Raw genomic sequence first — 24573 nt, 5'->3', positions numbered from 1 at the left:
CGCAATGACAACGCCCCGCCCCTTCGCGCCCGGAGGCGGGAGGAGACGGGGCGTTTCCGGTCGCGGCCTTCCTCACGGAGGGCCGCTACACGGGGGCCGGACTCAGGCCTTCGCGTCCGGCGTCGGGGCGGCCGGGGCGGCGGCCGCGGGGGGCGTGCCCTGCGCGGTGGCGCGCTCGGCCATGGCCTCCTTGCGCGACAGGCGGATCTTGCCCGTCTTGTCGATGCTGACGACCTTCACCAGCACCTCGTCGCCCTCGCTCAGCACGTCCGACACAGTTTTCACGCGCTTGTCGGACAGCTCGGAGATGTGGATGAGGCCGTCGGTGCCCGGAAACAGCTCCACGAAGGCGCCGAACTCGGCGATCTTCCGGACGGTGCCGGTGTAGATCTTCCCGATCTCCGCCTCGCGCGTGAGCGCCTGGATCATCGCGATGGCCGCCTTCACCGCATCGCCGTTCGCGCTGGCAATGTCCACGCGGCCGGTGTCCTCGATGTTGATGGCGGCACCCGTGCGGGCGATGATGTCCTTGATCACCTTGCCGCCCGGCCCGATGACGTTCTTGATGAACTCCGGACGGATCTGGATGGTCGTGATGCGCGGCGCGAACTGGCTGATCTCCTTGCGCGGCGCGCTCAGCGTCTTCGCCATCTCCGCCAGGATGTGCTCGCGGCCCTGACGCGCCTGCTCCAGCGCGCGGCTCATGATCTCCGTGGTGAGGCCGGTGATCTTGATGTCCATCTGGATGGACGTGATGCCCTTGGACGTGCCGCAGACCTTGAAGTCCATGTCGCCCAGGTGATCCTCGTCACCCAGGATGTCGGACAGGATGGCGATCTTCTCACCCTCCTTCACCAGGCCCATGGCGATGCCCGCCACCGGCGCCTTGATGGGCACGCCCGCGTCCATCAGCGCCAGCGTGCCACCGCACACGGACGCCATGGAGGACGAGCCGTTGGACTCGAGGATCTCCGACACCAGACGCACCGTGTACGGGAACGAGTCGCTGGCCGGAATCATGTTGCGCAGCGCGCGCTCCGCCAGGGCGCCGTGACCGACCTCGCGACGGCCGGGGCCGCGCAGGGGCTTGGTCTCGTTCACGCTGAACGGCGGGAAGTTGTAGTGCAGCATGAACCGCTTGAAGGCCTGGCCGCTGAGCAGCTCCAGCCGCTGCTCGTCCTCGCTGGTGCCCAGCGTGACGACCACGAGCGCCTGCGTCTCGCCGCGGGTGAACACCGCGCTGCCGTGCGTGCGGGGCAGCACGCCCACCTCGTTGGTGATGGAGCGCACCACGTTGTGCGGACGGTCACCGATGCGGCCACCGTTCACGGTGAGCTCACGCATGTGGTCGTACTTCAGGTCCTCGACGACCTGCTTGGCGTGCTTCTCCACCAGCGGGGTGAACTCCGCGCCCAGCTTCTCCTTCAGCGCCGCGATCGCCGCCTTCTTCGTCTTGGAGAGCGCCTCGTAGCGCGCGCCCTTCTCCTTGATGGCGTAGCCGGCCTTCACGCCCTCCAGCGCCAGCTCGCGGACCTGGTTGCGCAGGCCCTCGTCGATGGTGGCGGGCTTGTCGTAGGAGCGGACCTGCTTCTTCAGCTCCGTGCGCAGCTGGTCCTGCAGGTCCAGCGCGGGCTGGGCGTTCTGGCGGCCGAACTCCAGCGCCGCCACCATGTCCGCCTCGCTGACCTCCTCCGCGCCACCCTCCACCATCACGATGGCCTCGCGGCTCACCGCCATGACGAGGTCCAGGTCGCTCTGCTCGCGCTGCTTCGCGGTGGGGTTGGCCACGAACTGGCCGCCCACGCGGCCCACGCGGATGCCCGCGATGGGGCCGTTGAACGGGATGTCCGACACCCACAGCGCCGCGGAGGCGCCGGTGATGCCGTGGATGTCACCCTCGTTCTCCGGGTCCGCGGAGATGACGGACGCGATGACCTGCGTCTCGTAGGCGTAGCCTTCCGGGAACAGCGGACGGCAGGAGCGGTCCACCAGACGGGAGGCCAGCGTCTCCTTCTCCGTCAGGCGGCCCTCGCGCTTGAAGTAGCTGCCGGGGATGCGGCCCGCCGAGTACAGCTTCTCCTGGTACTCCACCGTGAGGGGCAGGAAGTCGATGTCCTTCTTCTCCCGCGCGCTCACCGCGGTGACGAGCAGCATGGTGTCGCCGTAGCGGACCACCACGGAACCATCCGCCTGCTTGGCCAGGCGGCCCGTCTCGATGCTCAGCTCGTTCTCACCAATCTTGACGCTCTTCTTCAACATGTCGTGTGGCCTCTGTGCCTGCTTCGCGTGCGAGGACCCTCGCCAGCCGCGGCCTGCCCACGTGCGTGGGGCAGGAGCCGCCCGGAAAGGGGCCCTCTGGGATTGAGCGGTCGCCAGGGCCTGAAGCAGGCACATGCCAGACGAACGCTGCCTGTACTGCGGAAACGGGCTCCGTTGCGGAGCGCCGGAGGGATGGACCAGACCTCTTGATCCCTGATCACACCCGCCCACCCATGACTCCGGGTCGGCCGGTCTGAACGGAAACCAAAAGAGCCCGCCTCCACCTCTCCCTCGCCCACTCCTTCGCCGTGCTGCGTGCTGCCCAAATGCACGGGGCGCTGGTGGTGTGCCAGCGCCCCGGATGCTGCTCGAGGACTACTTGCGGATGCCGAGGCCCTCGATGAGCTTCTTGTAGCGGGCCACGTCCTTGGACTTGAGGTAGTCCAGCATGCGGCGGCGCTGACCGACCAGCTTCAGCAGACCGCGGCGGGAGTGGTGGTCCTTCTTGTGGGTCTTGAAGTGCTCGGTGAGCATGTTGATGCGCTCGGACAGCAGCGCCACCTGCACCTCGGGCGAGCCGGTGTCGGACTCGTGGGTGCGGAACTTCGTGACCAGCTCGCTCTTGCGTTCCTGATGCAACGACATGGGCTTCTTCCTGAATCCCGCTCCGGGGTGACCGCTCGTGCCGCCTGGGTCCGCGGAGGGGTACAGACCCGGCCTCATGGTCCTTCTAACGAGCGGGCCGCTTATAAGCTTCACCCCCTGGGGGGTCAACCTTCGCCGCCCGTCCGTCCGCCCTTCGGGGGTCGTGACAGTGCGAAGACGTACAACCGGCAGCCGCCCGGCATTCCGCCCCCGCCCGGGGACAGCTCCCGGGCCGAGGCCTCGTCCAGGGCCATGTGCAGGTACGGGCCCCCCGCCTCGCCCCCGTCGCCCGCCAACAGCTGACGGGTCCGGGGGTACAAGCGCAGGAGCGCCTCCACCACGTCGCCAATGCCCGCCGTCGCGGGCACGCCCAGGGACAGCTCGCGCCGCCCGTCGAATGCGCCGCGAAGGCCCGGGGCCACGCTCACGGTGATGTCATGGGTGCGGGTGGCCACTCAGTTGAACACCCGCTGGTACCGCAGCCGCCCGCCCACCACCTCCGCCATGGCGAGCAGCACGTCATCCGGGCCCAGCACCCGCACTCGGCCCGGCACGGGGGCGACCTCCACGGGGACGCCGTGCAGCACCCGCCGGGCTTCGTCCGCGCTCACCCGGACCGCCGGCAGGTCCGTCAGCGCGTCCGCCAGCGACACCAGCCGCCCGGCCACGGCCTCGCGGGACAGGGCCGCCAGGTCCCCCAGGGGCAGCGCGCGAGCCAGGGTGAACGGGCCGCTCAGGGTGCGCCGCAGCGCCTCCAGGTGCGCGCCACAGCCCAGCGCGCGGCCCAGGTCATACGCCAGCGTGCGCACGTAGAAGCCCTTCGTGCAGCGCACGGACAGGGTCAGCCGGTCCGCGGAGAAGTCGCGCAGCACCAGCTCGTGCACGGTGACGGTGCGGCTGGCCCGCTCCACCTCTTCCCCGGCGCGCGCCAGCTCGTACAGCCGCTTCCCGGCCACCTTCACCGCCGAGTACATGGGCGGCACCTGGTCGAACGTCCCCCGGAACCGGGCGAGCACCGCCTCCAGGAGCGCGGCCGTCAGCGGGGGCACCGGGGCCTGCGCCGTGGGCTTGCCCTGGGCGTCCTGGGTGTCCGTCTCGACGCCCAACCGCACCACGGCGTCGTAGGCCTTGTCGCCCTCCGTGATGATGCCGGCGACCTTGGTGGCCTCTCCCAGGCACACCGGCAGCACGCCGGTGGCCATGGGGTCCAGCGTGCCCGTGTGGCCCGCCTTCTTCACCTTCAGCAGGCCGCGCACCTGCCGGACCACGTCGAAGGACGTGGGGCCCAGGGGCTTGTCGATGACGAGAACGCCGTCCATGAAGCGGGGCCTACCAGCCTTCCTTGCCGCGCACCTCGCGCAGGAGCCGGTCGATCTTATCGCCCTCGCCCACGGACGCGTCGAAGGCGAAGAAGATTTCCGGCGACACGCGCAGGTTGACCGCGGACGTCACCTCGCGGCGCACGAAGCCCTTGGCCGCGTCCAGGCCCTTCTGCGTGTCCGCCTTCTCCTGGTCCGTGCCCAGCATCGAATAGAAGACCTTCGCCACCCGCAGGTCCGGTGACACCTTCACGCCGGTGATGGTGATGAAGCCGATGCGCGGGTCGCGCAATTCCCCCCGCGTCAGCAGGGCGCCGATGGCCGCCTGGATTTCCTGCCCCACGCGCTCGGGTCGTGCATGCGTCGTCATTTCTTCTCCCAATCTCGCGGGTTTCGCAGCGCCCGGGCCTTGGCCCGCGCGTCGTCCAGATTCAGCGTTCCACCGTCACCCGTGGGCCGGGAAGCTCCAGGCCCGGGGCCCGCGCCCTCGTGCCGCTGCTCCCACGAACCCAGCCCCTCCGCTTCCGCCAGCGAGCGGTCGCTGCGCAGGAAGCGGGCAATCGCCGCCTCCGAGTGCGCGTTCGCGTCCTCGGGAGACAGGTGGGCGTCCTCGTCCTCCGGCTCCGGCACCTTCGCCGGGGCGCGGAAGCCCGTGGGCCTCCTGTCGGAATAGAGCGTGTCCCCGAAGGCCAGGATCTCCGTCTCCCGGGCCATCAGCGGAGCGACGTACATCTCTTCGATGAAGTGGATGATCTTCTCCAACTGCTCATCCACATGCGGACGCTCGTTGCCCACCACGGCCAGGGCCACCGACGCCTTCTGCCAGAGGTCCTGGTCGTCCACCTCCGCGACGGCCACGTTGAAGCGGGCCTTCACCCGGTCCGTCACCCGGCGGAGCACCTGCCGCTTGGACTTCAGCGAGGCGCTCTCCGGAATCTGGAGGGTGAGGCGTGCGACTCCGACGAACATAGAGGTCCCCCAGGCCAACGGCCGCCGGGCGCGTCATCCACGCCCGGGCGCCGCCGCGTCGTCCATCCCCCGGGAAAGGTGGGGCCTTCCCCGGGGTCCGTCGAGTGCGCCTCTCCCTACGGCGAGAGGCTGTGGCCTCTCCAGGACTACGAGAGGCTCTGCCGGGTCTCCTCGATCTCGTAGGCCTCGATGATGTCGCCGGCCTTGAGGTCGTTGAAGTTCTCGATGCCGATACCGCACTCGAAGCCCTGGGCGACTTCCTTCACGTCGTCCTTGAAGCGGCGCAGCGACGCCATCTTCCCGGAGAAGAGCTGCTTGTTCTCGCGCATGAGGCGCACGAACGAGCCGCGCTTCATCACGCCGTCCAGGACGGCCGCGCCGGCGATGGTGCCCAGCTTCGGCACGTTGAAGGTGTTGCGCACCTCCGCACGGCCCAGCTTGCGCTCGGTGCGGATGGGCTCCAGGAGGCTCTCCATCTCCGTGCGAACCCCGTCGATGAGCTCGTAGATGATGGAGTAGCTCTGCAGCGTCACCTGCTGCGCCTTGGCCGCGGCCTCCGCGCCCGACTCCGGCTTCACGTTGAAGCCCAGCACGACGCCCTTGGAAGCGGCGGCGCGCATGACGTCGGTCTCCGTGATGGCGCCCACGCCCGCGTCGATGATGACCACCCGCACCTTGTGCGTGGTGAGCTTGTCGACCGCCTGGCGCACGGCCTCCGCCGAGCCCTGCACGTCCGCCTTGATGATGACGCGCAGCTCCTTGGGACCGCCGCCCGCCTTCGTCTTGGCGAAGAGCTGCTCCAGGGACTCGCGGCTGACCTTGCTGAGCTCCGTCTGCCGCTCCTTCATGCCGCGGTGGTCGCCGATCTGCTTGGCCGCCTTCTCGTCGGAGACGACGTTGATGGCGTCACCCGCGGTGGGCACGCCGGACAGGCCGACGACCTCCGCGCAGTAGCCCGGCTTCACTTCCTTCACCGCCTCGCCGCGGCTGTTGTTCATGGCGCGGACGCGGCCGTAGTGCGTGCCGGTGACGATGGCGTCGCCCAGCTTGAGCGTGCCCTCCTGCACCAGCACCGTGGCCACGGGGCCGCGGCCACGCTCCAGCTTCGCTTCCACGACGGCGCCCACGGACGGACGGGAGGGATTCGCCGTCAGCTCGAGGACTTCCGCCTGCAGCGCCAGGTTCTCCAGGAGGAGATCCAGGTTCATCTTCGTCTTCGCGGAGACGGGCACCATGATGGTGTCGCCGCCCCACTCTTCCGGCACCAGTTCCTGGCTCGCGAGGTCCTTCTTCACGCGGTCGGGGTTGGCGCCCGGGACGTCCATCTTGTTGATGGCGACGACGATGGGCACCTCCGCCAGCTTGGCGTGCTTGATGGCCTCGATGGTCTGGGGCATCACGCCGTCGTCCGCGGCCACCACCAGCACCACGATGTCCGTCACGTTGGCGCCACGGGCGCGCATGGACGTGAAGGCCTCGTGACCCGGGGTGTCCAGGAACGTGACGTCTCCGCGCGCGGTGGACACGCTGTACGCGCCGATGTGCTGGGTGATGCCGCCCGCCTCGCCAGAGGCCACGCTGGCCTGGCGGATGGCGTCCAGGAGGCTCGTCTTGCCGTGGTCGACGTGGCCCATGATGGTGACCACCGGCGGACGGGGACGCTCGTCCTCGGCCTTCGCCTCGACCTCCGGCAGGTAGTCCTCCACCTCGAAGCCGACGCGCTCGACCTTCCAGTGGTAGTCGGTGGCGATGAGCTCCGCAGTGTCGGCGTCCAGGATCTGGTTCGCCGTGGCCATCTTCTGCATGCCCATCAGCTTCTTGATGAGCTCCGCGGTGCGGATACCCATGCGCTGACCCAGGTCGGAGACGCTGATGCCCTCCTGGAGCTTGATGACCTTCTTCTCCTCGGCCATCTGGGTGATCTGAGTCTTGGCGCCCTTCTTCGTGGGCTTGCGCTTCTTGCCGCGGACGGGGATCTGGATGCGGCCCCAGACCATGTCCGACAGCTCCTGCTTGGACACGCTGGTCGTCTCAGGACCCGTGCGCTTGCGCTGGCCACGCTCCTTGTTCTTGGAGACGTCCACCAGCTCGCGGCCGCGGCCCAGGTGATCCGGGACGACCTTGTACTCGCGCTTCTCCGTGCCGAGCGCCGTGCGGCCCGGGGCCATGGGGTACTGCTTGGCCTGGGTCGTGGTGGGCGTGACGCGGCGGACCTGGATGAGCGGGCGCGAAATCACCACGGCCTGGGTGGCCGTGGGGCGCGCCTGGGCGCCCGGCGTGGGCGCGACCTGGGCGTGCGGGACGCCGCCGACCATGATGGTCGGGCCGGTCGGCTGCACCGGGGCCCCCGTGCCGGCCGTGGGCGGCGAGGACGGACGCACCGGCCCCGTCTGGCCCGGACGCGCCTGCATGGGCGCACCCGGACGGTTCATGGGCGGCCCACCCGGACGGCCCTGCATGGGCGCGCCAGGACGGCTGCCCGGCCCACCTGGCCCACCCGGACGGCTGCCGGGACCACCCGGACCACCCGGACGGCTGCCCGGCGGCCCACCAGGGCGCCCGCCCGTGGAGCCCGGACGCTGCACGTAACCGGGACCTCGGGAGATGACCGTCGCGGACGTCGACGTGGAAGAAGGCGTCCGTGCGGTGGGCGGGACCGGCGAGCGCGTAGGGGGGTTGGGCAAGCGGGGACTCTCCTGCGTAGGACTGCGCGGTGTCGCCGTGGCCGGGGTCGGCTCGGCGGCCCGGGGCGTCTCCACCACGGCCGCGGAAGGCGGGGTGGACGGCGGCGTCACGGGCGGGGTGGCGGTTGCGGCAACAGACGGGGTGGCCGGGGCCTCGGGCGCGGACGGCGCCTCCGGGGCAGCGGCGATGGAAGCGACGGTCGCCTCCGGAGGCGTGGCCGTCACGGCCGGGGCCTCCGGGGCGCGGACCTCGGGGGCCTGCTCCACGGCGGTGGGCGGCTCCATGGCGACAGGCGCCTGCGGGGCCTCCTGCTCCATGGGGGCCTGGGCCTCGGGCTCCGGCTCGTAGGCGGGCTCGTTCGCCTGGGCGTAGGCGTCCTGGCTCTCCGGGGCGGACGCGCCCGCGGGAGGACCGACCTTGCGGCGCACCACGAAGCCCTTGGCGGCGACGGGCGGGGCGGCCTGCTTCGGCTTGCGCTTGTCCAGGATCTTCTGGACCGCGGCGGTGGCCTGGTCATCGTCCAGCGAGGACGAGTGGCTCTTGACGTCGTAACCCAGCCCGGCGAGCTCGGTCACAACCTCTTTGTTGTCGAGCTCAATCCCGTGGCTCTTGAGCTCCTTGGCGATTTCGTGAACGCGCTTCTTCGACATACCTTGATTGGCCTTCTGCTCCGCCGACGACGAGGCCGAGCACCCTAGTCCAAAGCCGAAATTGTGTGCGAGTGGTGCTTAACAGCCACCTCTCCCCGCAACCTCTCCACCCACCCGCCCTCACTCCCAAGCCTGTCCGAGTGCTGACGGGTCGACCTGCCCCGCCTTGCCCCGGAAGGCCCTGCCCAGCGCCTTACGCTTGAGCGCTGCCGTCAGACAACCGGCACCGCACAGGTACGCCCCCCGCCCTGGCAGCCTCCGCCGCCTGTCCGCCACCACGCCGCCCTGGGGACCTACCACGAACCGGGTGAGTTCCGCCTGTGCCTTGCGAGAACCGCACCCGACGCAGGTCCTGACCGGACCTGACGCCGTGATTTCCGTGAGATGTATCCCGGGCCGTTTGGTTTCGCGGCGCATCCCCTAACCCCCTGTCGTTACGGTGCCTTGGCCGCTTCCACGCCCTCCGACCCGCCTGCCGATGCCAGCGCACCCCGCTCCGCGTTCAGCTCCGCGCGCAGCTTGGCTTCCTCCACCAGGTAATTCTCCGCCGCGCTCTTCAGCTGGCGGGCCTTCTTGATGCCGACGCCCGGCACGTCGCCCAGGCGGGTGAGGTCCTTCTCGTTCGCGATGTCCTCCACCGTGCGGTAGCCGGCGAGGATGAGCTGCTCGATGGTCTTCTCACCCACGCCGCGCACGCGCGCCATGCGCTCCGGCTGCGACAGCTCGTCCGGGTGGCGGCGGGCCTCGGCCAGGCGGGCCTGCTCGCGCTCGTAGTCCATGCGCGACAGCTCCTGCTGGTCCTCCACCATGCGCTTCTTGGCCTCCTCCTGCATGGCCGCGATGCGGGTGGGGTCGATGCCGGGAATCTGCGCCAGCATCTCCGCATTGGCATCCGCGACGTCGCGCGCCTGACGGAAGCCGTGCGCGTAGAGCGTCTCCACCAGCATCTCGTTGACGCCCGGCAGGGCACCGAGCGAGCGGCTGGCGAACTCGCGCATCTCCCGCACGCGGCTCTCGCTGTTGATGTCCAGCTTCCAGCCGGTCAGCTGGGCGGCCAGGCGCACGTTCTGCCCGCGCCGCCCGATGGCCAGCGACAGCTGGTCGTCCGGGACGATGAGCTCCATGGCGTGGTTGGCCTCGTCGATGATGACGCGGCTCACTTCCGCCGGGGCCAGCGCGGAGCACACGAAGCGGGCCGGGTCTTCATCGTAAGGGACGATGTCGATCTTCTCCCCGCGCAGCTCCTGCACCACCGCCTGCACGCGGCTGCCCTTCATGCCCACACACGCGCCCACGGGGTCCACGTCCGAGTCGCGGCTGGACACGGCGATCTTCGCGCGGCCACCGGGCTCACGCGCCGCCGCCTCGATGACGACGATGCCTTCGGCGATTTCCGGCACCTCCATCTCGAAGAGCTTGGTGAGCAGGTTCACGGACGCGCGCGACAGGACGATCTGCGGGCCCTTGGACTCACGCAGCACGTCCAGCACGTATGCCTGGACGCGGTCGCCCGGGCGGTAGGTCTCACGCGGGACCTGCTCGCGGACGGGCAGCACGGCCTCCGCGCGGCCCAGGTCCACCACGATGTTGCCGCGCTCGAACCGGCGGGCGATGCCGGTGACGATCTCGTTCTTGCGGTCCTTGTACTCGTTGAAGACGTTCTCGCGCTCGGCGTCGCGGGTGCGCTGCAGGATGACCTGCTTGGCCGTCTGCGCGGCGATGCGGCCGAAGCCGCGGCGGAAGGTCTTCAGCCGGAGGATGTCGCCGTACTGGTCGTCCTGGGCCTTGGCCTCCGCGGCGTCCTCGTCCCGGTAGAAGATCTGGAAGACGAGCTCGTCACCGGGCTCCACTTCCATGCCCTTCTTGTGGGCCTCTTCCATGGTGATCTGGTTCACCGCCTGGACGGGGTCGGTGATCTCCGCGACCACGGTGATGGCCTGGAAGAGCTCCACGACGCCCTTCTCCGGGTCGTACTTGGCCTCCAGGTTGCGGTCCTGGCCAAAGTGCTTCTTGGCCGCGGTGTTCATCGCGTCCTCGAGGGTGGCAATGAGCACGGCCCGTTCGATGCCCTTGTCCTTGGCGACCTGATCCAGGACGAGGTTGAGGTTGACTGCCGGGTTGGCGGGCGTGGGCATGGCTGTGTCTTCTCCGAAAATGGGTCCACGGGCGGCCCTGGCGCGAACAGGGTCCCCTGTATGTCGACGTCTAGAACTCGAACTCCAGATGGGCCTTGGCGATGTCCTTGAAGGGGATGATGAAGGCACCGCCCCCTTCCACGTCCACGGAGATGGCGTCGGCCGCCACTCCGGTGAGCGTGCCGCTGAAGTTCTTCCGCGGCGGGTCACCCAGCGGGCCAAAGGTCTTCACCTTGACCTTCTGCCCCTTCACCCGTTCGAAGTGCGCCGGCTTCTTCAGGGGCCGGTTCACACCCGGGCTGGACACCTCCAGGCTGTATTCCTGGGGGATGAAGTCCTCCACGTCGAGCACCGGATCCACCGCGCGCGACACCTGGGAGCACTCGTCCAGTCCCACCCGGCCACCGGGCTTGTCGATGAACAGCCGCAACACCCAGCCCTCGCGCTCGCGGACGTACTCCACGTCCAGGAGCTCCAGGCCTTCGTTCGCCACGATGGGGTCCAGCAGCGCCGCTGCCTTCTCCTCCACCGTCTGTTTGATGTTCTTCGACTCCATGGCCAGGAAACAGGTCTCCAAAAACGCGAAAAGCGGGCACGGCGGCCCACTTTTCGAATGTGATGCGTCGAAAAATGTCGGGGCGTCCCGTAACACACGCGCCCTCGGGGTGTAAAGGAAGGACACACCCCGAGGCGCCGGCTCAAACGCCCCCCGGGATTGAAGGATTCCCAGGGGTTCCGAGTGACGCCGTGGCGTTATAACGCCCCCATGCACCTCATCGCCGCCGCACAGATGGTGTCCACCGCGGACAAGGCCCACAACCTGGATGTGGCCACGCGCCTCGTGCGCCAGGCCGCCTCCCTGGGTGCCCACCTCGTGGGCCTGCCGGAGAACTTCTCCTGGATGGGCCCCGAGCCCGAGCGCCCCTCCGCCGCGGAAGGGCTGGACGGCCCCACCCTGAGCCGGATGGCGGAGCTGGCCCGGGGGACGAAGACGACGCTGCTGGCCGGCTCCATCCTGGAAGAGGGGGCGCCCGGCGGTCGGCTCTACAACACCAGCGTCCTGTTCGGCCCGGACGGCGCCCGGCTGGCCGTCTACCGGAAGATGCACCTGTTCGACGTGGATGTGGGTGACGGTGCCACCTACCAGGAGTCCGCGGCGGTGGCGCCGGGGACGGAGGTGGTGGCGGCGGACACGGTGGTGGGCCGGCTGGGGATGAGCGTCTGCTACGACCTGCGCTTCCCGGAGCTGTACCGGCGGCTGTCGAAGGACGGGGCGACGCTGCTCGCGGTGCCGGCGGCCTTCACGATGATGACGGGCAAGGACCACTGGGAGGTGCTGCTGCGCGCCCGGGCCATTGAAAACCAGGCGTACGTGCTGGCGCCAGCCCAGGGCGGGCGGCACTCCGCGCAGCGGCTGACGTACGGCCACGCGATGGTGGTGGACCCGTGGGGGCTGGTGACGGCGCGGGCCTCCGAGGGCGAGGGCCTGGCGATTGCGCCGGTGGACCCGGAGCTCCAGGCACGCATCCGGCGGAATTTGCCGTGCCTGGCGCACAGGCGGCTGGACTAGGCGGGCGAGAGTGAACGGGAGGGGGCGGGAGGCCCCTCTGGCGCGGCGTTTCCGGGTAGAGTGGTTTTCAGGAAGACCCCTCTGGTGAATGGACGACGCTGGCCTCCCCTGCTTTTCGCGGTCGCACTCATGGCCCTTCCTCCCGGCTGTACCGCCGATGAGAAGCCTCGTGGGCCCACCGAGGCGCCCCTGCCTCCCCCTGTTCCCCGCGCGCACCTGCGGGGGCTGACGGGGGACGTGCAGATCAAACGCGCCGTGGCGGACGAGTGGAGCCCCGCGCGGGACGAGCTGCCCCTCTACGAGAACGACAAGGTCCGCACCGAGGCCGGAGCCAGCGCGCAGGTCGTGTTCGCCAACGGCAGCACGCTGCACCTGGGGGGCGATTCCCTGGTGGGCATCGCGGAGAGCAAGTTGCGAACGGACGTCACCGTCCTGCGGGGACGGGTGGACGCCACGTTGGAGAAGCCGGCCACCCAGTCGCTGTCCGTCACCACCCCATCCGCCACGGTTCGGGCGGGCAGGAAGATTGAATTCCAATGAAGGCCGCCCTCTGGCTCAGCGCGTGGATGGGGCTGTCCGTGGTGCCGTCAACCGCTCCGACCGCCGTGGGGCGGGAGCCTTCGGACGGCACGGCCCTTCCCGGAGGTGGCGCCCCGGCGGCCCCTCGCAAGGCACCCGGAACGGAGCCGCAGACGGCGCTCAAGGCGCTGGAGATGTCGCGCGCGGCGGTGAAGGCCGCGCCGGACGGTGCGCGCCGCCGTGAGGCCGAGTCCCGGCTGAAGGACGCGGAGGCGCACTTCCAGGCCGCGCGGTACGCGGACGCGCTGCACAAGGCGGACGAGGCGTGGGCGCTGCTCAACCCGCCCCAGCCGTCCAACTTCACGGTGGAGGTGGACCACGACGGCGGCACCACCACCGTCACCCACCGGCAGGGGCCTCCTGTCACCGTGGAGGCGCAGCACGCCACCCGCGTGCTGGCGAAGGGCGAGTCCGTGCGCGTGCAGCAGGGCACCGTGCTGCCGGAGCCGCCCGGCGCGCCGCAGCTGGCGCAGCCCGCGGACAAGGCCCGCTTCACGCTGAAGGCCACGCCCAACGGACTGCTGGCGCCGGTGACGCTGGCGTGGACTTCCGTCACGGGCGCCACGCGCTACGAGGTGGAGGTCGTCGCGGAGGGCGTGGAAGAGGGAGCGGCGCCGGCGCCGGTGCGCACGGTGCAGGCCGCGCGGCAATGGACGTTGCCGCCGCTGCCCGCGGGCCGTTATCGCTGGACGGTGACGGCGGTGAGTCCGGAGCAGGGGCGGTCCCTGCCCTCCCAGACACGGCGCTTCGAGCTGGCCGCGGAATCGCTCGAACTCAACGTCAAGGTGAAGGACGGGTGGCAGAAGTAGCCGCCTGACCCGAGCGAGGAGCCACCGCCGTGCGACTTTTCAAAGCCATCCTCCTCCTGATGCTGGTGGTCAGCATCATCCCCACGTTGATGGTGGGCTGGTTGTCGGTGTCCCATACGCGCGAGCTGCTCATCCGCGACGCGCAGGAGCTGGCGCAGGAGCGCGTGAAGCAGCTGCGGCTCAAGGCGGAGAGCTTCCTGGAGGACCCCACGGAGCGCGTGGTGGGGCTGTCCAGCGTGCCGGGCGGCTTCTTCAACCTGCCGCGCGACACGCAGCGGCTGCACATCGCGGCGGTGCTCAACCAGCGCCCGGAGCTGCTGGCGCTCACCGTGTTCGGCGCGGACCGGCAGCGGCTTCCCGGCCTGCAGGCCTTCGCGGTGCACGACATGGCGCCCAGCGGGGTGGCGGAGCACGAGGACCGCGCGCGGGCCCTGCTGGACGAGGGGCTCACGGGGGTTCGCTACTCGGACGTGGTGGCGTCCCACGGCGGAGGCGGCGGCGGTCCGGTGGTGACGCTGGCCTTCCCCGTGGGTGACCCGGTGCAGGGCTACATGGCCGCGGACATCACGCTCGCGGGCCTGAGGCAGATGCTGGCGCAGGAGCGCGTGGGCAGCACGGGGTTCGCGTACCTGGCGGACCGGCACGGCCGCTTGATTACAGGCGGCGGCGGCCTGGGCGCGGTGGGTGACGACGTGTCGAAGCGGCTGCCCCTGGCGCACCTGCTCAAGCAGCGCGAGGGCACGCCCGACACGGAGCTGTTCCACGTGGGCAACTTCGGCGAGGGGCGCGACGCGGTGGTGTCCGCGTACTCGGTGCTGCCGGAGGCGGGCTGGGCCATCGTGTCCGAGCAGCCGGTGGAGCACGCGTACCGCCAGGTGGAGACCATGGAGCGGCGCATCCTGCTGGGCCTGGGCGGCGCCATCCTGGTGGCGCTGGTGCTGGCGGCCATCTTCTCCCGCAACCTCACGCAGCCCCTGAAGACCTTCATCGCGACGTCGCTGGAGCTGGCGCGCGGCAAGTTCGGCGTGGAGGTGCACCTGAAGCAGAAGAACGAGCTGGGCGAGCTGGCCCAGACGTTCAACTACATGAGCAAGCAGCTCATGGCGTACGACATGGAGACGCGCGGCCTCTACGAGAGCCTGGAGAAGGGCTACCTGGAGACCATCGTCGCGCTGGCCAACTCCATCGACTCCAAGGACGCGTACACGCGCGGCCACAGCCAGCGGGTGGGCGACGTGGCGGTGGAGATTGGCAAGGAGCTGAAGCTCACGGAGCGCGAGCTGCGGCAGCTGCAGTACGGCGGCATCCTCCACGACATTGGGAAGATTGGCATCCCGGAGAACATCCTCTGCAAGCAGTCCCGGCTCACCGACCAGGAGATGTCCCTGATGCGCGAGCACCCCGCCATCGGCGACGCCATCATCGGGCCGGTGACGTTCCTGGGCTCGGTGCGCGCGTGCGTTCGCCACCACCACGAGCGCTGGGATGGCACGGGCTACCCGGACAAGCTCAAGGGCGAGGACATTCCGATGCTCGCGCGCATCGTGGCGTGCGCGGACACCTTCGATGCGTGCACCTCCACGCGCCCCTACCAGAAGGCCATGCCGCTGGAGAAGGCGATGGAGATTCTGGACAACCTGAGCGGCGCGCAGCTGGACCCCAAGGTGGTGCTGGCGCTGCGCGCGGTGCTGGCCCAGCGGGGCGTGCGGCTGGAAGGCCACCGGCAGCCCGTCAAGCTGGCTTCCTGAAGCCTTTGCTCCCCGGGTCCTTTCGCTTTCGCGGCAGGTCCCCCTCCCCGCCGGAAGGATGGTAGGGAGGGGCTGCTGCCCAAGCTTTGGAAGGTGGACCGGTGAGCAATTTCTGGGATCGCATCAAGCCCGCGCCCAAGCCCGTCAGCGCGACGGATGCGAAGCTGTCCGCGGATGGCGAGTCGCTGACGCTGACGTGGGACGACGGCGCAACGACGACCGCCACCGCGCAGGTGCTGCGCCAGCAGTGCCCGTGCGCCGCGTGCGTGGACGAGTGGACGGCGAAGCGCACGCTGGACCCCTCGCAGGTGCCTGCGAACCTGCGCGTGCTGCAGATGCAGCCGGTGGGCAACTACGCGCTCGCGTTCGTCTTCAGCGACCAGCACACCACGGGCATCTACCCGTGGAAGCACCTGCGCGAAATCACCCAGCCGCAGGGGTGAAGCGCTCCACCGCGTCCTTCCGGAGGTCCCCGTGACGTCGCGCTATCGGCTGCTGCAACCGCTGGCCACGGGAGGCATGGCGGAGCTGTTCCTGGGAGTGGCGAAGGGCGCGGAGGGCTTCGAGCGCACCGTGGCCATCAAGCGCGTGCTGCCGCACCTGGCGCGCGAGCCGGACATCTCCCGGATGTTCGTCTCCGAGGCGCGGCTGGCCATGCTGCTGCAGCACCAGAACATCGTCACCGTGCACGACGTGGGGGAGAGCGCGGAAGGGCTCTTCCTGGTGATGGAGCTGGTGGATGGCTGGGACCTGGGCGCGTTGATCCGCGCGGTGACGCGCCAGGGGCTGCGGATTCCTCCGCACCTGGCGGTGTTCATCGCGAGCCAGGCCCAGGCGGGATTGCAGCACGCGTACCGCCGCCAGCACGACGGCCAGCCGGTGGTGACGGCGCACCGGGACGTGTCTCCGTCCAACCTGCTGGTGTCGCGCGAAGGCGAGGTGAAGGTCACGGACTTCGGCATCGCGCGGCTGGCGGGCCTGTCTCGCACGGAGCCCGGGGCGTTCAAGGGCAAGGTGCCCTACGCGGCGCCGGAGGTGCTCCGGGGCGAGCCGGCCACGGCGCTGAGCGACCAGTTCTCGCTGGGCACCCTCCTGGCGGAGCTGCTCGCGGGGCAGCACCCGTTCGGGTCGGCGGCGGCGGAGCCGATGGCGGTGGCGTACTCCATCCTCAACCGCGCGCCCGCGTCGCTGCCGGACGTGCCGGCGTCGCTGGCCACGCTGGTGCTGCGCATGCTGTCGCGCGACCCGGCGGCCCGCTTCCCGGAGCCGGAGGACGTGTCGGAGGCGTTGGCGCGGTGGCTCGCGCAGACGGGGGAGCCCGCGTCGTCGCATGCGCTGGCGACCTTCCTGCGCGGCGTCCGGATGCCCATGCCCGTGGGAGAGGTGGCCCGGACCGCGCTCGCGGAGGCCCCGGCTTCGACGTCTGCGTCGTTCGTGATGGCCGTCGCGCCGCACGAGGGCATGGACACGGGGCGCATCCCGTCCGCGGCTGGCGCGCGACCGGTCACGATGGCCCATGGCGGTGGCGCCGCTGCTTCGCCAGCGAGGAAGGCGCCTCCGGCGTCCGTTCCCGTGGCGGCGGAGGAAGAGGAGCCGTGGAGCCCACCGGCCGGCGGCGTCTCGCTGTCCGCGTCCGGCGCCGTGGTCCACACCTGTGCCCTGTGCGGCTCGGCGCTGGAGTCCCCTGACTCGCCCTGTGAGGCCTGCACGCGCGTGCCTTCCGCGAGTGGGAACGATGCGGGCGCGTCCGCCTCGCGAGCCCGGGCGAACGCGCCCTCCCCCGCTGCCCCGGTGGATGCGCCCGCGCTGGCCACCCAGTCCATCTCGGACGTGGACGATGCGGCGCGGATGAACCGGCCCAGCATCCGTCAGGCGGCACAGGGTGACCTGGAGCTGGAGGAGCGCGCGCCCCGGGTGGAGAGCTCGCCTTCGGAGTTCGAAGCCGTGACGCCTTCCCGCCCTCGCAAGCGCTGGGGGCCGGCGGTGGCGCTGCTCGGCATCGCGGCGGTGCTCGCGGCGGGCGTGGTGTTCGTGTGGCCCCGCTACGAGCTCCAGGTGCTGCGCACGCCCGGGCTCTCGTCCGCGGTCCTGTCCATCCGCAGCGAGCCCTCCGGCGCCACCGTCCTGGTGGACGGTGTGGAGGTGGGCGTGACGCCGCTGGTGATGGACAACGCCTACCCCGCGCGCTCCGTCCCCGTGCAGCTCAAGCTCAAGGGCTACCGCGTCTGGACGGGGTCGTTCATGGGCGGCAAGAAGTCGGACGTGGCGGCGGAGCTCAAGCGCTGACGCTCCGCCTCAAGTCCGTCCTACTTCACCAGCCGCAGGTGGCCACGGCGCGGCGGCTGCGGCTCGTCCGGGGGGCCTCCCTCGGGCGGCGGCGGAGGCGCCACCTCCGGACGTGACTCCGGCTCGTCGGAGTGCTCGGCCTGGACTTCGCGCAGGAAGGCGCGGGGCCTCTCCGCGGCCACGGGCACCGGCGCGGGCTGCGGCGGACGCGCGACGGAGGCCGACGCCACCGGGGGCTGCTGGAGCAGCTCCGGCGGCATCTCCTCCGGGTACATCCAGAACTCCTTCGTCACGTGGCTGGCGATGGCGAACAGCGCCGACCAGGGCACCGCCACCGTGAAGCGCGAACCGGAGAAGCTCAGCGTGGAGCGCACACCCCACTCGCCCACCGTGAGGTCGGGGGGCTCGAAACGGTAGGAGAGGTTGAGGCGCAGATGCGCTTCGCCTCGCAGGCTGGCGGGGACGAGCACACCGGGGCGACGCGCGTCCAGGTGGATCATCACCATGCCCTGGTCGAGCGCGGCCAGCAGCCGCTCCTTCTTGTCGGAAACCTTCTTGTCCATTCCAGCCTGTCCAGCGGGGGAATTGCGGGAGCGCCCTCAACGACGGCGCACTTCCCGGTCCATCTCCCGCTTCGTCTCCCGTTCCTTGATGTCGTGGCGGCGATCTTCGTGCGTCTTGCCGCGGCACAGGCCCAGCTCCACCTTGGCCCGTCCCTTCCTGAAGTACAGCACGAGCGGGATGATGGAGTAACCGCGCTCGCGCACCTTCGCCGTCCACCGGTCTATCTCCGCCCGGTGCATCAGCAGCTTCCGGCCCCGGGTGGGCAGATGGTCGAAGACGCTGGCCGCCTTGTAGGAGCCGATGTGGGCGTTGAGCAGGAACAGCTCCGTGCCCTTCTGGAGCGCGTAGGCGTCCGACAGGTTGGCCGTTCCTTCCCGCAACGACTTCACCTCGCTCCCCGTGAGCTCCAGCCCGGCCTCTATCTTCTCATCCACCGTGTAGTCGAAGCGCGCACGCCGGTTCTCGGCAATGAGCTTCACCCCCGGCTCCGCACCCACACCCTTCGACTTTCCAGCGGCCATAACGTGTCCCGGGTCTCCTAACCGGCCAGCGGCATGTTGTCGATGAGCCGCGTGGTGCCAGAGAAGGCCGCCACCAGCATGCGCGCCGTCTGTCCGGGCGCCACCGAGTCCAGGGGTGAAAGCGTCCCGGCGTCACGAACCTCCACGTAGTCCTCGCGCAGGTCCGCCGCCTGCAATTCACGGCGGGCGGCCTCCACGAGCGCCCGAGTGTCCCGGGTGCCGGAGGCGAGCAGGGCCTGGGCTGCCCGGATGCCCTTCGACAGGGCCAGCGCCCGCTGGCGTTCTTCCGCGGACAGATAGGCGTTGCGGCTGCTCATGGCCAGCCCGTCCGCTTCCCGCACCGTGGGCATGCCCACGATGTCCGCGCCCAGGTGCAGGTCGCGGTTGAGCGTCTTGATGACCTGGAGCTGCTGGTAGTCCTTCTCTCCGAACAGCGCCACGGCCGGCCGGAACAGCGCCAAGAGCTGCGTGACGATGGTGGCGACGCCCCGGAAGTGGCCGGGACGGCGCTCACCGCACAGCCCCTGGCTGACCTCCGTGACGTCCACGTAGGTCTGGTAGCCCGGGGGGTACATCGCCGCGGGCTCGGGCGCGAACACGGCCGTGACGCCCGCGCTCGCGCACTTGGACAGGTCCCCCTCGAAGTCGCGCGGGTAGCGCGCCAGGTCCTCGCGGGGACCGAACTGCGTGGGGTTCACGAAGATGGAGGCAGCCACCACGTCCGCGCGCCGGCCGCCCTCCCGCATGAGCGAGACATGGCCCTCATGCAGGAAACCCATGGTGGGCACGAGCGCCAGCGTCTTGCCCTCCTTCTGGAGGGACGCGACCCAGGCCTTCACTTCCGCGACGGTGCGCAGGACGTGGGGGGCCATGGCTAGACGGGGGCCCCGTAGATGCCGCCGACCTTCTCCGCGGGCTCGCTTGCGCCTTCCGCGTCGGGGGCCACCGGCGTGGGCGTCACCAGCCGGATGCCCTTGGTGGCCTTGAAGCTGTGCTCTTCATCCGGGAAGGTGCCCGCACGCACTTCGGAGAAGTACGTGTTCGCGGCGTCCGTGATGTTCCCGTGCAGGTTGGCGAAGCGCTTCACGAACTTCGGCTTGAAGTCCGGGTTCATGCCCAGGAGGTCGTAGCAGACCAGCACCTGGCCATCACAGTGCTTGCCCGCGCCGATGCCGATGGTCGGAATCTTCAGGCTCTGGGTGATGGTGCGCGCCAGCTCCAGCGGCACGCCCTCCAGCACCAGCGCATAGGCGCCGGCGGCCTCGAGCGCGAGCGCGTCCTCCAGCATGCGGCGCGCGGCGTCCTCGTCGCGGCCCTGCACCACGTAGCCGCCCATCTTGTGCACCGACTGCGGGGTGAGGCCCAGGTGGCCCATGACGGGGATGCTGGCGCGGACGATGGCGCGCACGGTGTCGGCGAACTCGGCGCCGCCCTCCAGCTTCACGCTGCCCACGTTGCCTTCGGACACGAGCCGCCCGGCGTTGCGCACCGCCTCCTGCGGCGACACCTGATAGCTCATGAACGGCAGGTCGCCCACCACGTGCGCCCGCTTCGCGCCGCGGGCCACCGCCGCCGAGTGGTAGACCATCTGCTCCATGGTCACGGGCAGCGTGGACTCCTGGCCCTGGATGACCATGCCCAGCGAGTCACCGACCAGGAGCACGTCCGCGCCGCCCTCGTCGAGGATGCGCGCGAACGTCGCGTCGTACGCGGTGACCATGCAGATCTTCTGACCGGACTGCTTCAGGCGCTTCAGCGTGTGGATGGTGACCTTGTCCTTCACGGTTCACCTCCTGTGGCAAGACGGGTGGGACAGCCGCGTGGAACGTCAGGCCCCTCGCCGTCCCCAGGGGGATCGCCGGAGGCCAGGGCTCCACGGGGATGCACTCTAACGCCCCCGGGGCCGCGTGGGGGTTCAACCTACGCCAGGCAGCCAGGCGGGCGGCGGCTGTCAGCCCCGGCGGGACCTGGGGGTGTAGTGCTGGACGCCGGACTTCACGCTCGCGATGACGTTCATCAGGTCCTCGCGGTCCGACTCGTTGTGCACGAAGTCGATGTCCGACGTGTTCACCACCAGGAGCGGCGTGTCCTGGTAGTGCGCGAAGAAGTCGTTGTACGCGTGCGTGAGCGACTCCAGGTAGCCCGCGTCGAACCTGCGCTCGAACTCACGGCCGCGCTTCTTGATGCGATGCAGCAGCACGTCCAGCTGGGCCTGGAGGTAGATGACCAGGTCGGGCTGCGGGACGCGAGGCCCCAGCGCCTCGAAGACGCGGTCGTAGAGGGCCAGCTCGTCGGACGCCAGCGTGAGGTTGGCGAAGATGCGGTCCTTCGCGAACAGGTAGTCGCTCACGGTGACGGCGCGGAACAGGTCCTGCTGGAAGAGCTCCTGCTGCTGGCGGAAGCGCGAGAGCAGGAAGAACACCTGCGTCTGGAACGCGAACTTCTGCCGGTCCGCGTAGAAGCTGGAGAGGAAGGGATTCTCCTCCACCACTTCCAGAATGCGGCGGCTGCCCAGTCGCTCCGTGAGGAGGTTGGTGAGGCTCGTCTTGCCCACGCCGATGGGGCCTTCGACGACGATGTAGCGGTGGTCCATCGGCCCGAGGCCTCCGCCCCCGGAAAGCCACGCATGAGACACATGCGCGCGCGGGGGGCGGATAACACAACCATGCCCCCGTGCATCCGGCAATTTTCGCCGGGCCACCCGACCCTTGCGCCCTCCGGGGTCATCCCCTACGGTGCCCGCGAACACGGACTGCGGGAGCGACAGGCCACAGATGCGCGGCAGGCAGCGGGTGAAGACGGTGGTGGATCTGGTGGAGACGACGGAAGCGGCGCCCGCCGCCCGTCCGGCCACGGCCCCTCCCGCACCTCCGGTGGACGTGGATCCACTCTATGGCGTGGCCCTGCTGAAGACGGCCTTCGAGCTGAAGCGCCGGCCCGAGGGCTCCGTGGACGAAGTCCTCAGCGGCGTGCTCGCCCGCCTGCGCATCGACGAGGACGCGTTCCGCGCGTTCCTCGCCCAGCAGGGTGGGCTCCTGGCCGCGCTGGGCCAGAAGCGCTGAACGTCCCCTCCTCGTCTCCTAGTCGTCTTCCGGCGCGTCCGGGGGCGGCGGTGCCATGGCCGTCACGGGCCCGAGGGCGCGCTCGATGGCCGCGAACTCCTCCGGGGAGAGCGTCTCCGCGCGGCGGCCCGGGTCGATGCCCGCCGTCTGGAGCGCGGCGAGCATGACGTCCGGCGGCGCCAGGCCCTTGTCGGACTTGAGCGAGTTGATCAGCGTCTTGCGGCGCTGCGCGAAGCCGGCCTTCACCAGCCGCGTGAAGCGGGCCTCGTCCACCAGCGGCGCTCGGGGCTTCTTGAGCCGCGTGAGGCGCAGCACGGCGGAGTCCACCTTCGGGGGCGGATGGAAGCGCCACGCCTCCAGCGTGAGCACGTTCTCCACGTCGAAGTGCAGGCCGAGCAGCACCGTGAGCAGGCCGTAGTCCCGGTTGCCGGGCTCCGCGGCCAGCCGCACCACGACTTCCTTCTGGAGCGTGAAGACGGCGCGCGAGATGTGGGCGCGCTGCGCGAGCACCTGGAAGAGGATGGGGCTGGTGAGGTGGTACGGCAGGTTGCCCACGAGCGCGATTTCGTCCGCGCCGGCCACCTGGGCGAAGTCCACCGTGGCGGCGTTGCCGGGCACCACGCGCACGCCGGGGATGGCCTCCTTCTCCAGCACGGCCACCATGTCGCGGTCGCGCTCCACGGCGGTGACGCGCGCGCCGGTGGCGGCGAGGAAGCGCGTGAGGTGGCCCAGGCCCGGGCCCAGCTCCACCACGGGTTCGCCCTCGCGCGGCGCGAGCGCGTCCGAAATCTCCTGGAGTGCGTCCGGGTCCCCGAGGAAGTTCTGTCCCCAGCTGTGCTTGGCCCGCAGGCCGTGGCGCTTGAGGATGTCGCGCGGAGAATCCACTGTCAGGCCCCTACTCCATGCGCCAGGCGGGGTCGGCCGCGAGGCGGAAATCACCGCGCAAGCCGCGGCGCCACGCTTCATACCCCGCGACGGCGATCATCGCGCCATTGTCCGTGCACAGCCGCACCGGCGGCAGGAACATGCGCAGGCCCCGCTCCTCCGCGCGCTGCTTGCACAGCGCCCGCAGCCGCGAGTTCGCCGCCACGCCGCCGCACAGCACCAGCTGGTGGTGGCCCAGCTTCTTCGCCGCGGCGACGAGCTTCTTCGACAGCACGTCCGCCACCGCCTCCTGGAAGGACGCGCACAGGTCGTGGAGCGCCTGGCCCTCCGGCACGCCGTGCTTCTGGACGTGGTGGAGCACGGAGGTCTTCAGGCCGGAGAAGGACACGTCCAGGTTGTCGCCCGGCAGCGCGCGCGGGAAGCGGATGGCCTCCGGGTCGCCCTTCTGGGCCAGCTCGTCGATGGGCTGCCCGCCCGGGTACGGCAGACCGAGGATGCGCGCCGTCTTGTCGTAGGCCTCGCCCGCGGCGTCGTCGCGCGTGCGGCCGACGAGGCGGTAGTTCCCGTAGTCGCGGACCTCGTAGAGGCTGGTGTGGCCGCCGGAGACGACGAGCCCCAGGAACGGCGGCGCGGGCGCGTCCTCCAGCAGGCGGATGGCCAGCAGGTGCCCTTCCAGGTGGTTGGCGCCCACGAAGGGCTTGCCGGTGGCGAGGCTCAGCCCCTTGGCCACCTGGAGTCCCACGAGCAGCGCGCCGATGAGGCCGGGGCCGGACGTGACGGCGATGAGGTCGATGTCGTCCAGCGTCTTGTCCGCGCGGGTGAGGGCCTCGTGGACGACGGGCATCACCTGGACGATGTGGTTGCGGCTGGCCAGCTCCGGCACGACGCCGCCCCAGCGGCGGTGGATGTCCACCTGCGTGGAGACGACGTCCGACAGGGCGCGCCGCCCGTCCTCCACGACGGCGGCGGCGGTTTCATCGCACGAGGTTTCAAGTCCCAGGACGAGCACGACGACTCCGACAACAAGGGCGGGCAGGAGGCGGACAGGCCGCCTCCCCTGCTCATTTCATCCCGTTGAGCAGGGCACGCACCTCGTCCGCCGAGCTTCCCGTCGGTTCGAGGAACAGATACCGCTTGTAGGCATCGGCTGCTCGGGTTTGATCGCCGGAGAACTGGAGCGAGCTGCCCAGCCAGAACCAGGCCTTCGCGTTCTTGGGCTCCGCCTTGACGACGTCCTGGAGCAGCCTGGCCGCTTCGCGGTAGCCGGCCTCGCTGGTGCTGCTGTTGTTGGCCAGCGAGATGCCCAGGCCCGTCTTCGCCTCGATGGAGTCGTTGTCGAGCGCGAGCGCCTTGCGGTAGGCCGTGAGCGCCGTCTTGAAGCTCTTGCGGGCCAGCGCCGTGCGGCCGTCCCTGATGAAGTCCGCGTAGGTGGCCTTGGGCTGCGGGGCCTCCGGGGGCGTCGCGGGCGGCGGGGTGACCGCGACGGCGCCCGCGTCGGGGACGGCGGCGGGCTCGGGCGTGGCCGTCTTCACCGGCGAGCCCGCGTCCTCCGGGGCGGTGACGGTCTTCACCGGAGGCGGGCCCGCATCGGCCTGCGCGTCCACGGTCTTCGTGGGCGGCGGCGTGACGGCCGGCGGAGGCGTCGTCTCCGGCGGCTTGGGCGCATCCTCGGGCTTCGCAGGCTGCGTCACCTTGGGCGCGTCGGGCTTGGGCGTTTCGGCGCTGCCCGAGCCCTTGGAGAGCACCACCGCGGCCACGGCCGCGACCAGGACCAGGCCGCCCGCGACGTAGAGGCCCGTGCGCTTGGGCTTCATCGCGGCGATCAGCGCCGCGTCGTCCTCGTCGTGCGAGGGCTTGGAGGCGGCGGGCTTCGGGGCGGCCGCGCTG

General features: G+C 70.3%; 25 protein-coding genes. 7 read left to right on the top strand and 18 right to left on the bottom strand.

The features are described from left to right. Nucleotides 1–102 precede the first annotated feature (102 nt). From pnp to rimP, 10 genes are all read right to left on the bottom strand, one after another. A complete protein-coding gene (gene pnp, locus D7W82_RS25430) occupies nt 103–2259 on the bottom strand; it encodes a polyribonucleotide nucleotidyltransferase (protein WP_120620829.1) in 2157 nt (718 codons plus the stop codon). Nucleotides 2260–2634: 375 nt separating this feature from the next. Beyond that, complete coding sequence (gene rpsO, locus D7W82_RS25425) at nt 2635–2904, bottom strand: 30S ribosomal protein S15 (RefSeq protein ID WP_014398807.1); 270 nt, start codon at nt 2902–2904, stop codon at nt 2635–2637. Between the two features lie 125 nt (nt 2905–3029). Continuing rightward, nucleotides 3030–3359, bottom strand: coding sequence for a MoaD/ThiS family protein (locus tag D7W82_RS25420; RefSeq protein ID WP_120620828.1), 330 nt, complete (start codon nt 3357–3359; stop codon nt 3030–3032). Further along, nucleotides 3360–4223, bottom strand: a complete 864-nt coding sequence (truB, locus tag D7W82_RS25415) for a tRNA pseudouridine(55) synthase TruB (RefSeq protein ID WP_120620827.1) — start codon at nt 4221–4223, stop codon at nt 3360–3362. It lies immediately after the preceding gene. Nucleotides 4224–4233: 10 nt separating this feature from the next. After that, nucleotides 4234–4593 carry a 30S ribosome-binding factor RbfA gene (gene rbfA, locus D7W82_RS25410; RefSeq protein WP_014398810.1) on the bottom strand — a complete coding sequence of 120 codons (360 nt, stop codon included), beginning with the start codon at nt 4591–4593 and terminating at the stop codon, nt 4234–4236. Then, complete coding sequence (locus D7W82_RS25405) at nt 4590–5192, bottom strand: DUF503 domain-containing protein (RefSeq protein ID WP_120620826.1); 603 nt, start codon at nt 5190–5192, stop codon at nt 4590–4592. Before D7W82_RS25405 ends, rbfA begins: the two co-directional genes overlap by 4 nt. 146 nt (nt 5193–5338) lie before the next feature. Next, complete coding sequence (gene infB, locus D7W82_RS25400; protein ID WP_120620825.1) at nt 5339–8527, bottom strand: translation initiation factor IF-2; 3189 nt, start codon at nt 8525–8527, stop codon at nt 5339–5341. 120 nt (nt 8528–8647) lie between these two features. Further along, nucleotides 8648–8944: a YlxR family RNase P modulator gene (locus D7W82_RS25395; protein ID WP_120620824.1), complete on the bottom strand. Its 297-nt coding sequence runs from the start codon at nt 8942–8944 to the stop codon at nt 8648–8650. A gap of 17 nt (nt 8945–8961) precedes the next feature. After that, the gene (gene nusA / locus D7W82_RS25390) at nt 8962–10662 is read right to left on the bottom strand and encodes a transcription termination factor NusA (protein ID WP_120568204.1); all 1701 of its coding nucleotides are present in this window, start codon (nt 10660–10662) and stop codon (nt 8962–8964) included. Between the two features lie 70 nt (nt 10663–10732). Next, the gene (gene rimP / locus D7W82_RS25385) at nt 10733–11218 is read right to left on the bottom strand and encodes a ribosome maturation factor RimP (RefSeq protein ID WP_120620823.1); all 486 of its coding nucleotides are present in this window, start codon (nt 11216–11218) and stop codon (nt 10733–10735) included. 210 nt (nt 11219–11428) lie between these two features. Here rimP and D7W82_RS25380 point away from each other — a divergent pair, with 210 nt between their 5' ends. The 6 genes from D7W82_RS25380 (at nt 11429) to D7W82_RS25355 (ending at nt 17654) form a co-directional block, all read left to right on the top strand. Next, nucleotides 11429–12232, top strand: coding sequence for a carbon-nitrogen hydrolase family protein (locus tag D7W82_RS25380; protein WP_120620822.1), 804 nt, complete (start codon nt 11429–11431; stop codon nt 12230–12232). Between the two features lie 129 nt (nt 12233–12361). Further along, nucleotides 12362–12772, top strand: coding sequence for a FecR family protein (locus tag D7W82_RS25375; RefSeq protein ID WP_169821806.1), 411 nt, complete (start codon nt 12362–12364; stop codon nt 12770–12772). Continuing rightward, a complete protein-coding gene (locus D7W82_RS25370; protein WP_120620821.1) occupies nt 12769–13620 on the top strand; it encodes a peptidoglycan-binding protein LysM in 852 nt (283 codons plus the stop codon). Before D7W82_RS25375 ends, D7W82_RS25370 begins: the two co-directional genes overlap by 4 nt. A gap of 29 nt (nt 13621–13649) precedes the next feature. Further along, the gene (locus D7W82_RS25365; RefSeq protein WP_120620820.1) at nt 13650–15368 is read left to right on the top strand and encodes an HD domain-containing phosphohydrolase; all 1719 of its coding nucleotides are present in this window, start codon (nt 13650–13652) and stop codon (nt 15366–15368) included. A 101-nt stretch (nt 15369–15469) separates the two neighbouring features. Continuing rightward, nucleotides 15470–15811 (top strand): DUF971 domain-containing protein, encoded by a 342-nt coding sequence (locus D7W82_RS25360; protein WP_120620819.1) that lies wholly within the window; start codon nt 15470–15472, stop codon nt 15809–15811. A 31-nt stretch (nt 15812–15842) separates the two neighbouring features. Continuing rightward, nucleotides 15843–17654, top strand: a complete 1812-nt coding sequence (locus D7W82_RS25355; protein WP_120620818.1) for a serine/threonine-protein kinase — start codon at nt 15843–15845, stop codon at nt 17652–17654. Between the two features lie 20 nt (nt 17655–17674). Here the strand turns inward: D7W82_RS25355 and D7W82_RS25350 are convergent, their stop codons facing one another. The 5 genes from D7W82_RS25350 to D7W82_RS25330 all read right to left on the bottom strand — a co-directional run bounded on the left by D7W82_RS25350 (nt 17675) and on the right by D7W82_RS25330 (nt 21332). Next, complete coding sequence (locus tag D7W82_RS25350) at nt 17675–18217, bottom strand: ClpXP protease specificity-enhancing factor SspB (RefSeq protein WP_120620817.1); 543 nt, start codon at nt 18215–18217, stop codon at nt 17675–17677. Between the two features lie 36 nt (nt 18218–18253). Beyond that, on the bottom strand, nt 18254–18739 hold the full coding sequence (gene smpB, locus D7W82_RS25345) for an SsrA-binding protein SmpB (protein WP_014398822.1): 486 nt from the start codon (nt 18737–18739) through the stop codon (nt 18254–18256). A gap of 17 nt (nt 18740–18756) precedes the next feature. Beyond that, on the bottom strand, nt 18757–19611 hold the full coding sequence (panC, locus tag D7W82_RS25340) for a pantoate--beta-alanine ligase (protein WP_120620816.1): 855 nt from the start codon (nt 19609–19611) through the stop codon (nt 18757–18759). Nucleotides 19612–19613: 2 nt separating this feature from the next. Next, nucleotides 19614–20522 carry a 3-methyl-2-oxobutanoate hydroxymethyltransferase gene (gene panB / locus D7W82_RS25335; protein WP_120620815.1) on the bottom strand — a complete coding sequence of 303 codons (909 nt, stop codon included), beginning with the start codon at nt 20520–20522 and terminating at the stop codon, nt 19614–19616. Nucleotides 20523–20690: 168 nt separating this feature from the next. Next, nucleotides 20691–21332, bottom strand: coding sequence for a deoxynucleoside kinase (locus D7W82_RS25330; RefSeq protein ID WP_120620814.1), 642 nt, complete (start codon nt 21330–21332; stop codon nt 20691–20693). Between the two features lie 181 nt (nt 21333–21513). Between D7W82_RS25330 and D7W82_RS25325 the strand changes: the two genes are divergently transcribed. Beyond that, a complete protein-coding gene (locus D7W82_RS25325; RefSeq protein WP_120620813.1) occupies nt 21514–21801 on the top strand; it encodes a hypothetical protein in 288 nt (95 codons plus the stop codon). A gap of 18 nt (nt 21802–21819) precedes the next feature. On the opposite strand, the gene rsmA is transcribed toward D7W82_RS25325, so the two are convergent. The 3 genes from rsmA to D7W82_RS25310 form a co-directional block, all read right to left on the bottom strand. After that, nucleotides 21820–22686 carry a 16S rRNA (adenine(1518)-N(6)/adenine(1519)-N(6))-dimethyltransferase RsmA gene (gene rsmA / locus D7W82_RS25320; RefSeq protein WP_120620812.1) on the bottom strand — a complete coding sequence of 289 codons (867 nt, stop codon included), beginning with the start codon at nt 22684–22686 and terminating at the stop codon, nt 21820–21822. 10 nt (nt 22687–22696) lie between these two features. Next, complete coding sequence (gene tsaD, locus D7W82_RS25315) at nt 22697–23695, bottom strand: tRNA (adenosine(37)-N6)-threonylcarbamoyltransferase complex transferase subunit TsaD (protein ID WP_120620811.1); 999 nt, start codon at nt 23693–23695, stop codon at nt 22697–22699. A gap of 52 nt (nt 23696–23747) precedes the next feature. Beyond that, on the bottom strand, nt 23748–24573 hold an 826-nt coding region (locus D7W82_RS25310), incomplete at its 5' end, for a tetratricopeptide repeat protein (RefSeq protein ID WP_147439527.1).

The sequence above is a fragment of the Corallococcus sp. CA049B genome, from assembly GCF_003611685.1.
Lineage (GTDB): Bacteria > Myxococcota > Myxococcia > Myxococcales > Myxococcaceae > Corallococcus > Corallococcus coralloides.
Note: the sequence above shows the minus strand (reverse complement) of the source record. Positions and strands in the feature narration are given on the sequence as shown.

Bases quoted from the DNA above. Each gene is read 5' to 3' on its own strand.
- pnp (WP_120620829.1), bottom strand. From the start codon at position 2,259: ATGTTGAAGAAGAGCGTCAAGATTGGTGAGAACGAGCTGAGCATCGAG.
- rpsO (WP_014398807.1), bottom strand. From the start codon at position 2,904: ATGTCGTTGCATCAGGAACGCAAGAGCGAGCTGGTCACGAAGTTCCGC.
- truB (WP_120620827.1), bottom strand. From the start codon at position 4,223: ATGGACGGCGTTCTCGTCATCGACAAGCCCCTGGGCCCCACGTCCTTC.
- rbfA (WP_014398810.1), bottom strand. From the start codon at position 4,593: ATGACGACGCATGCACGACCCGAGCGCGTGGGGCAGGAAATCCAGGCG.
- D7W82_RS25405 (WP_120620826.1), bottom strand. From the start codon at position 5,192: ATGTTCGTCGGAGTCGCACGCCTCACCCTCCAGATTCCGGAGAGCGCC.
- infB (WP_120620825.1), bottom strand. From the start codon at position 8,527: ATGTCGAAGAAGCGCGTTCACGAAATCGCCAAGGAGCTCAAGAGCCAC.
- D7W82_RS25395 (WP_120620824.1), bottom strand. From the start codon at position 8,944: ATGCGCCGCGAAACCAAACGGCCCGGGATACATCTCACGGAAATCACG.
- nusA (WP_120568204.1), bottom strand. From the start codon at position 10,662: ATGCCCACGCCCGCCAACCCGGCAGTCAACCTCAACCTCGTCCTGGAT.
- rimP (WP_120620823.1), bottom strand. From the start codon at position 11,218: ATGGAGTCGAAGAACATCAAACAGACGGTGGAGGAGAAGGCAGCGGCG.
- D7W82_RS25380 (WP_120620822.1), top strand. From the start codon at position 11,429: ATGCACCTCATCGCCGCCGCACAGATGGTGTCCACCGCGGACAAGGCC.
- D7W82_RS25375 (WP_169821806.1), top strand. From the start codon at position 12,362: ATGGCCCTTCCTCCCGGCTGTACCGCCGATGAGAAGCCTCGTGGGCCC.
- D7W82_RS25370 (WP_120620821.1), top strand. From the start codon at position 12,769: ATGAAGGCCGCCCTCTGGCTCAGCGCGTGGATGGGGCTGTCCGTGGTG.
- D7W82_RS25350 (WP_120620817.1), bottom strand. From the start codon at position 18,217: ATGGACAAGAAGGTTTCCGACAAGAAGGAGCGGCTGCTGGCCGCGCTC.
- smpB (WP_014398822.1), bottom strand. From the start codon at position 18,739: ATGGCCGCTGGAAAGTCGAAGGGTGTGGGTGCGGAGCCGGGGGTGAAG.
- panC (WP_120620816.1), bottom strand. From the start codon at position 19,611: ATGGCCCCCCACGTCCTGCGCACCGTCGCGGAAGTGAAGGCCTGGGTC.
- D7W82_RS25330 (WP_120620814.1), bottom strand. From the start codon at position 21,332: ATGGACCACCGCTACATCGTCGTCGAAGGCCCCATCGGCGTGGGCAAG.
- D7W82_RS25325 (WP_120620813.1), top strand. From the start codon at position 21,514: ATGCGCGGCAGGCAGCGGGTGAAGACGGTGGTGGATCTGGTGGAGACG.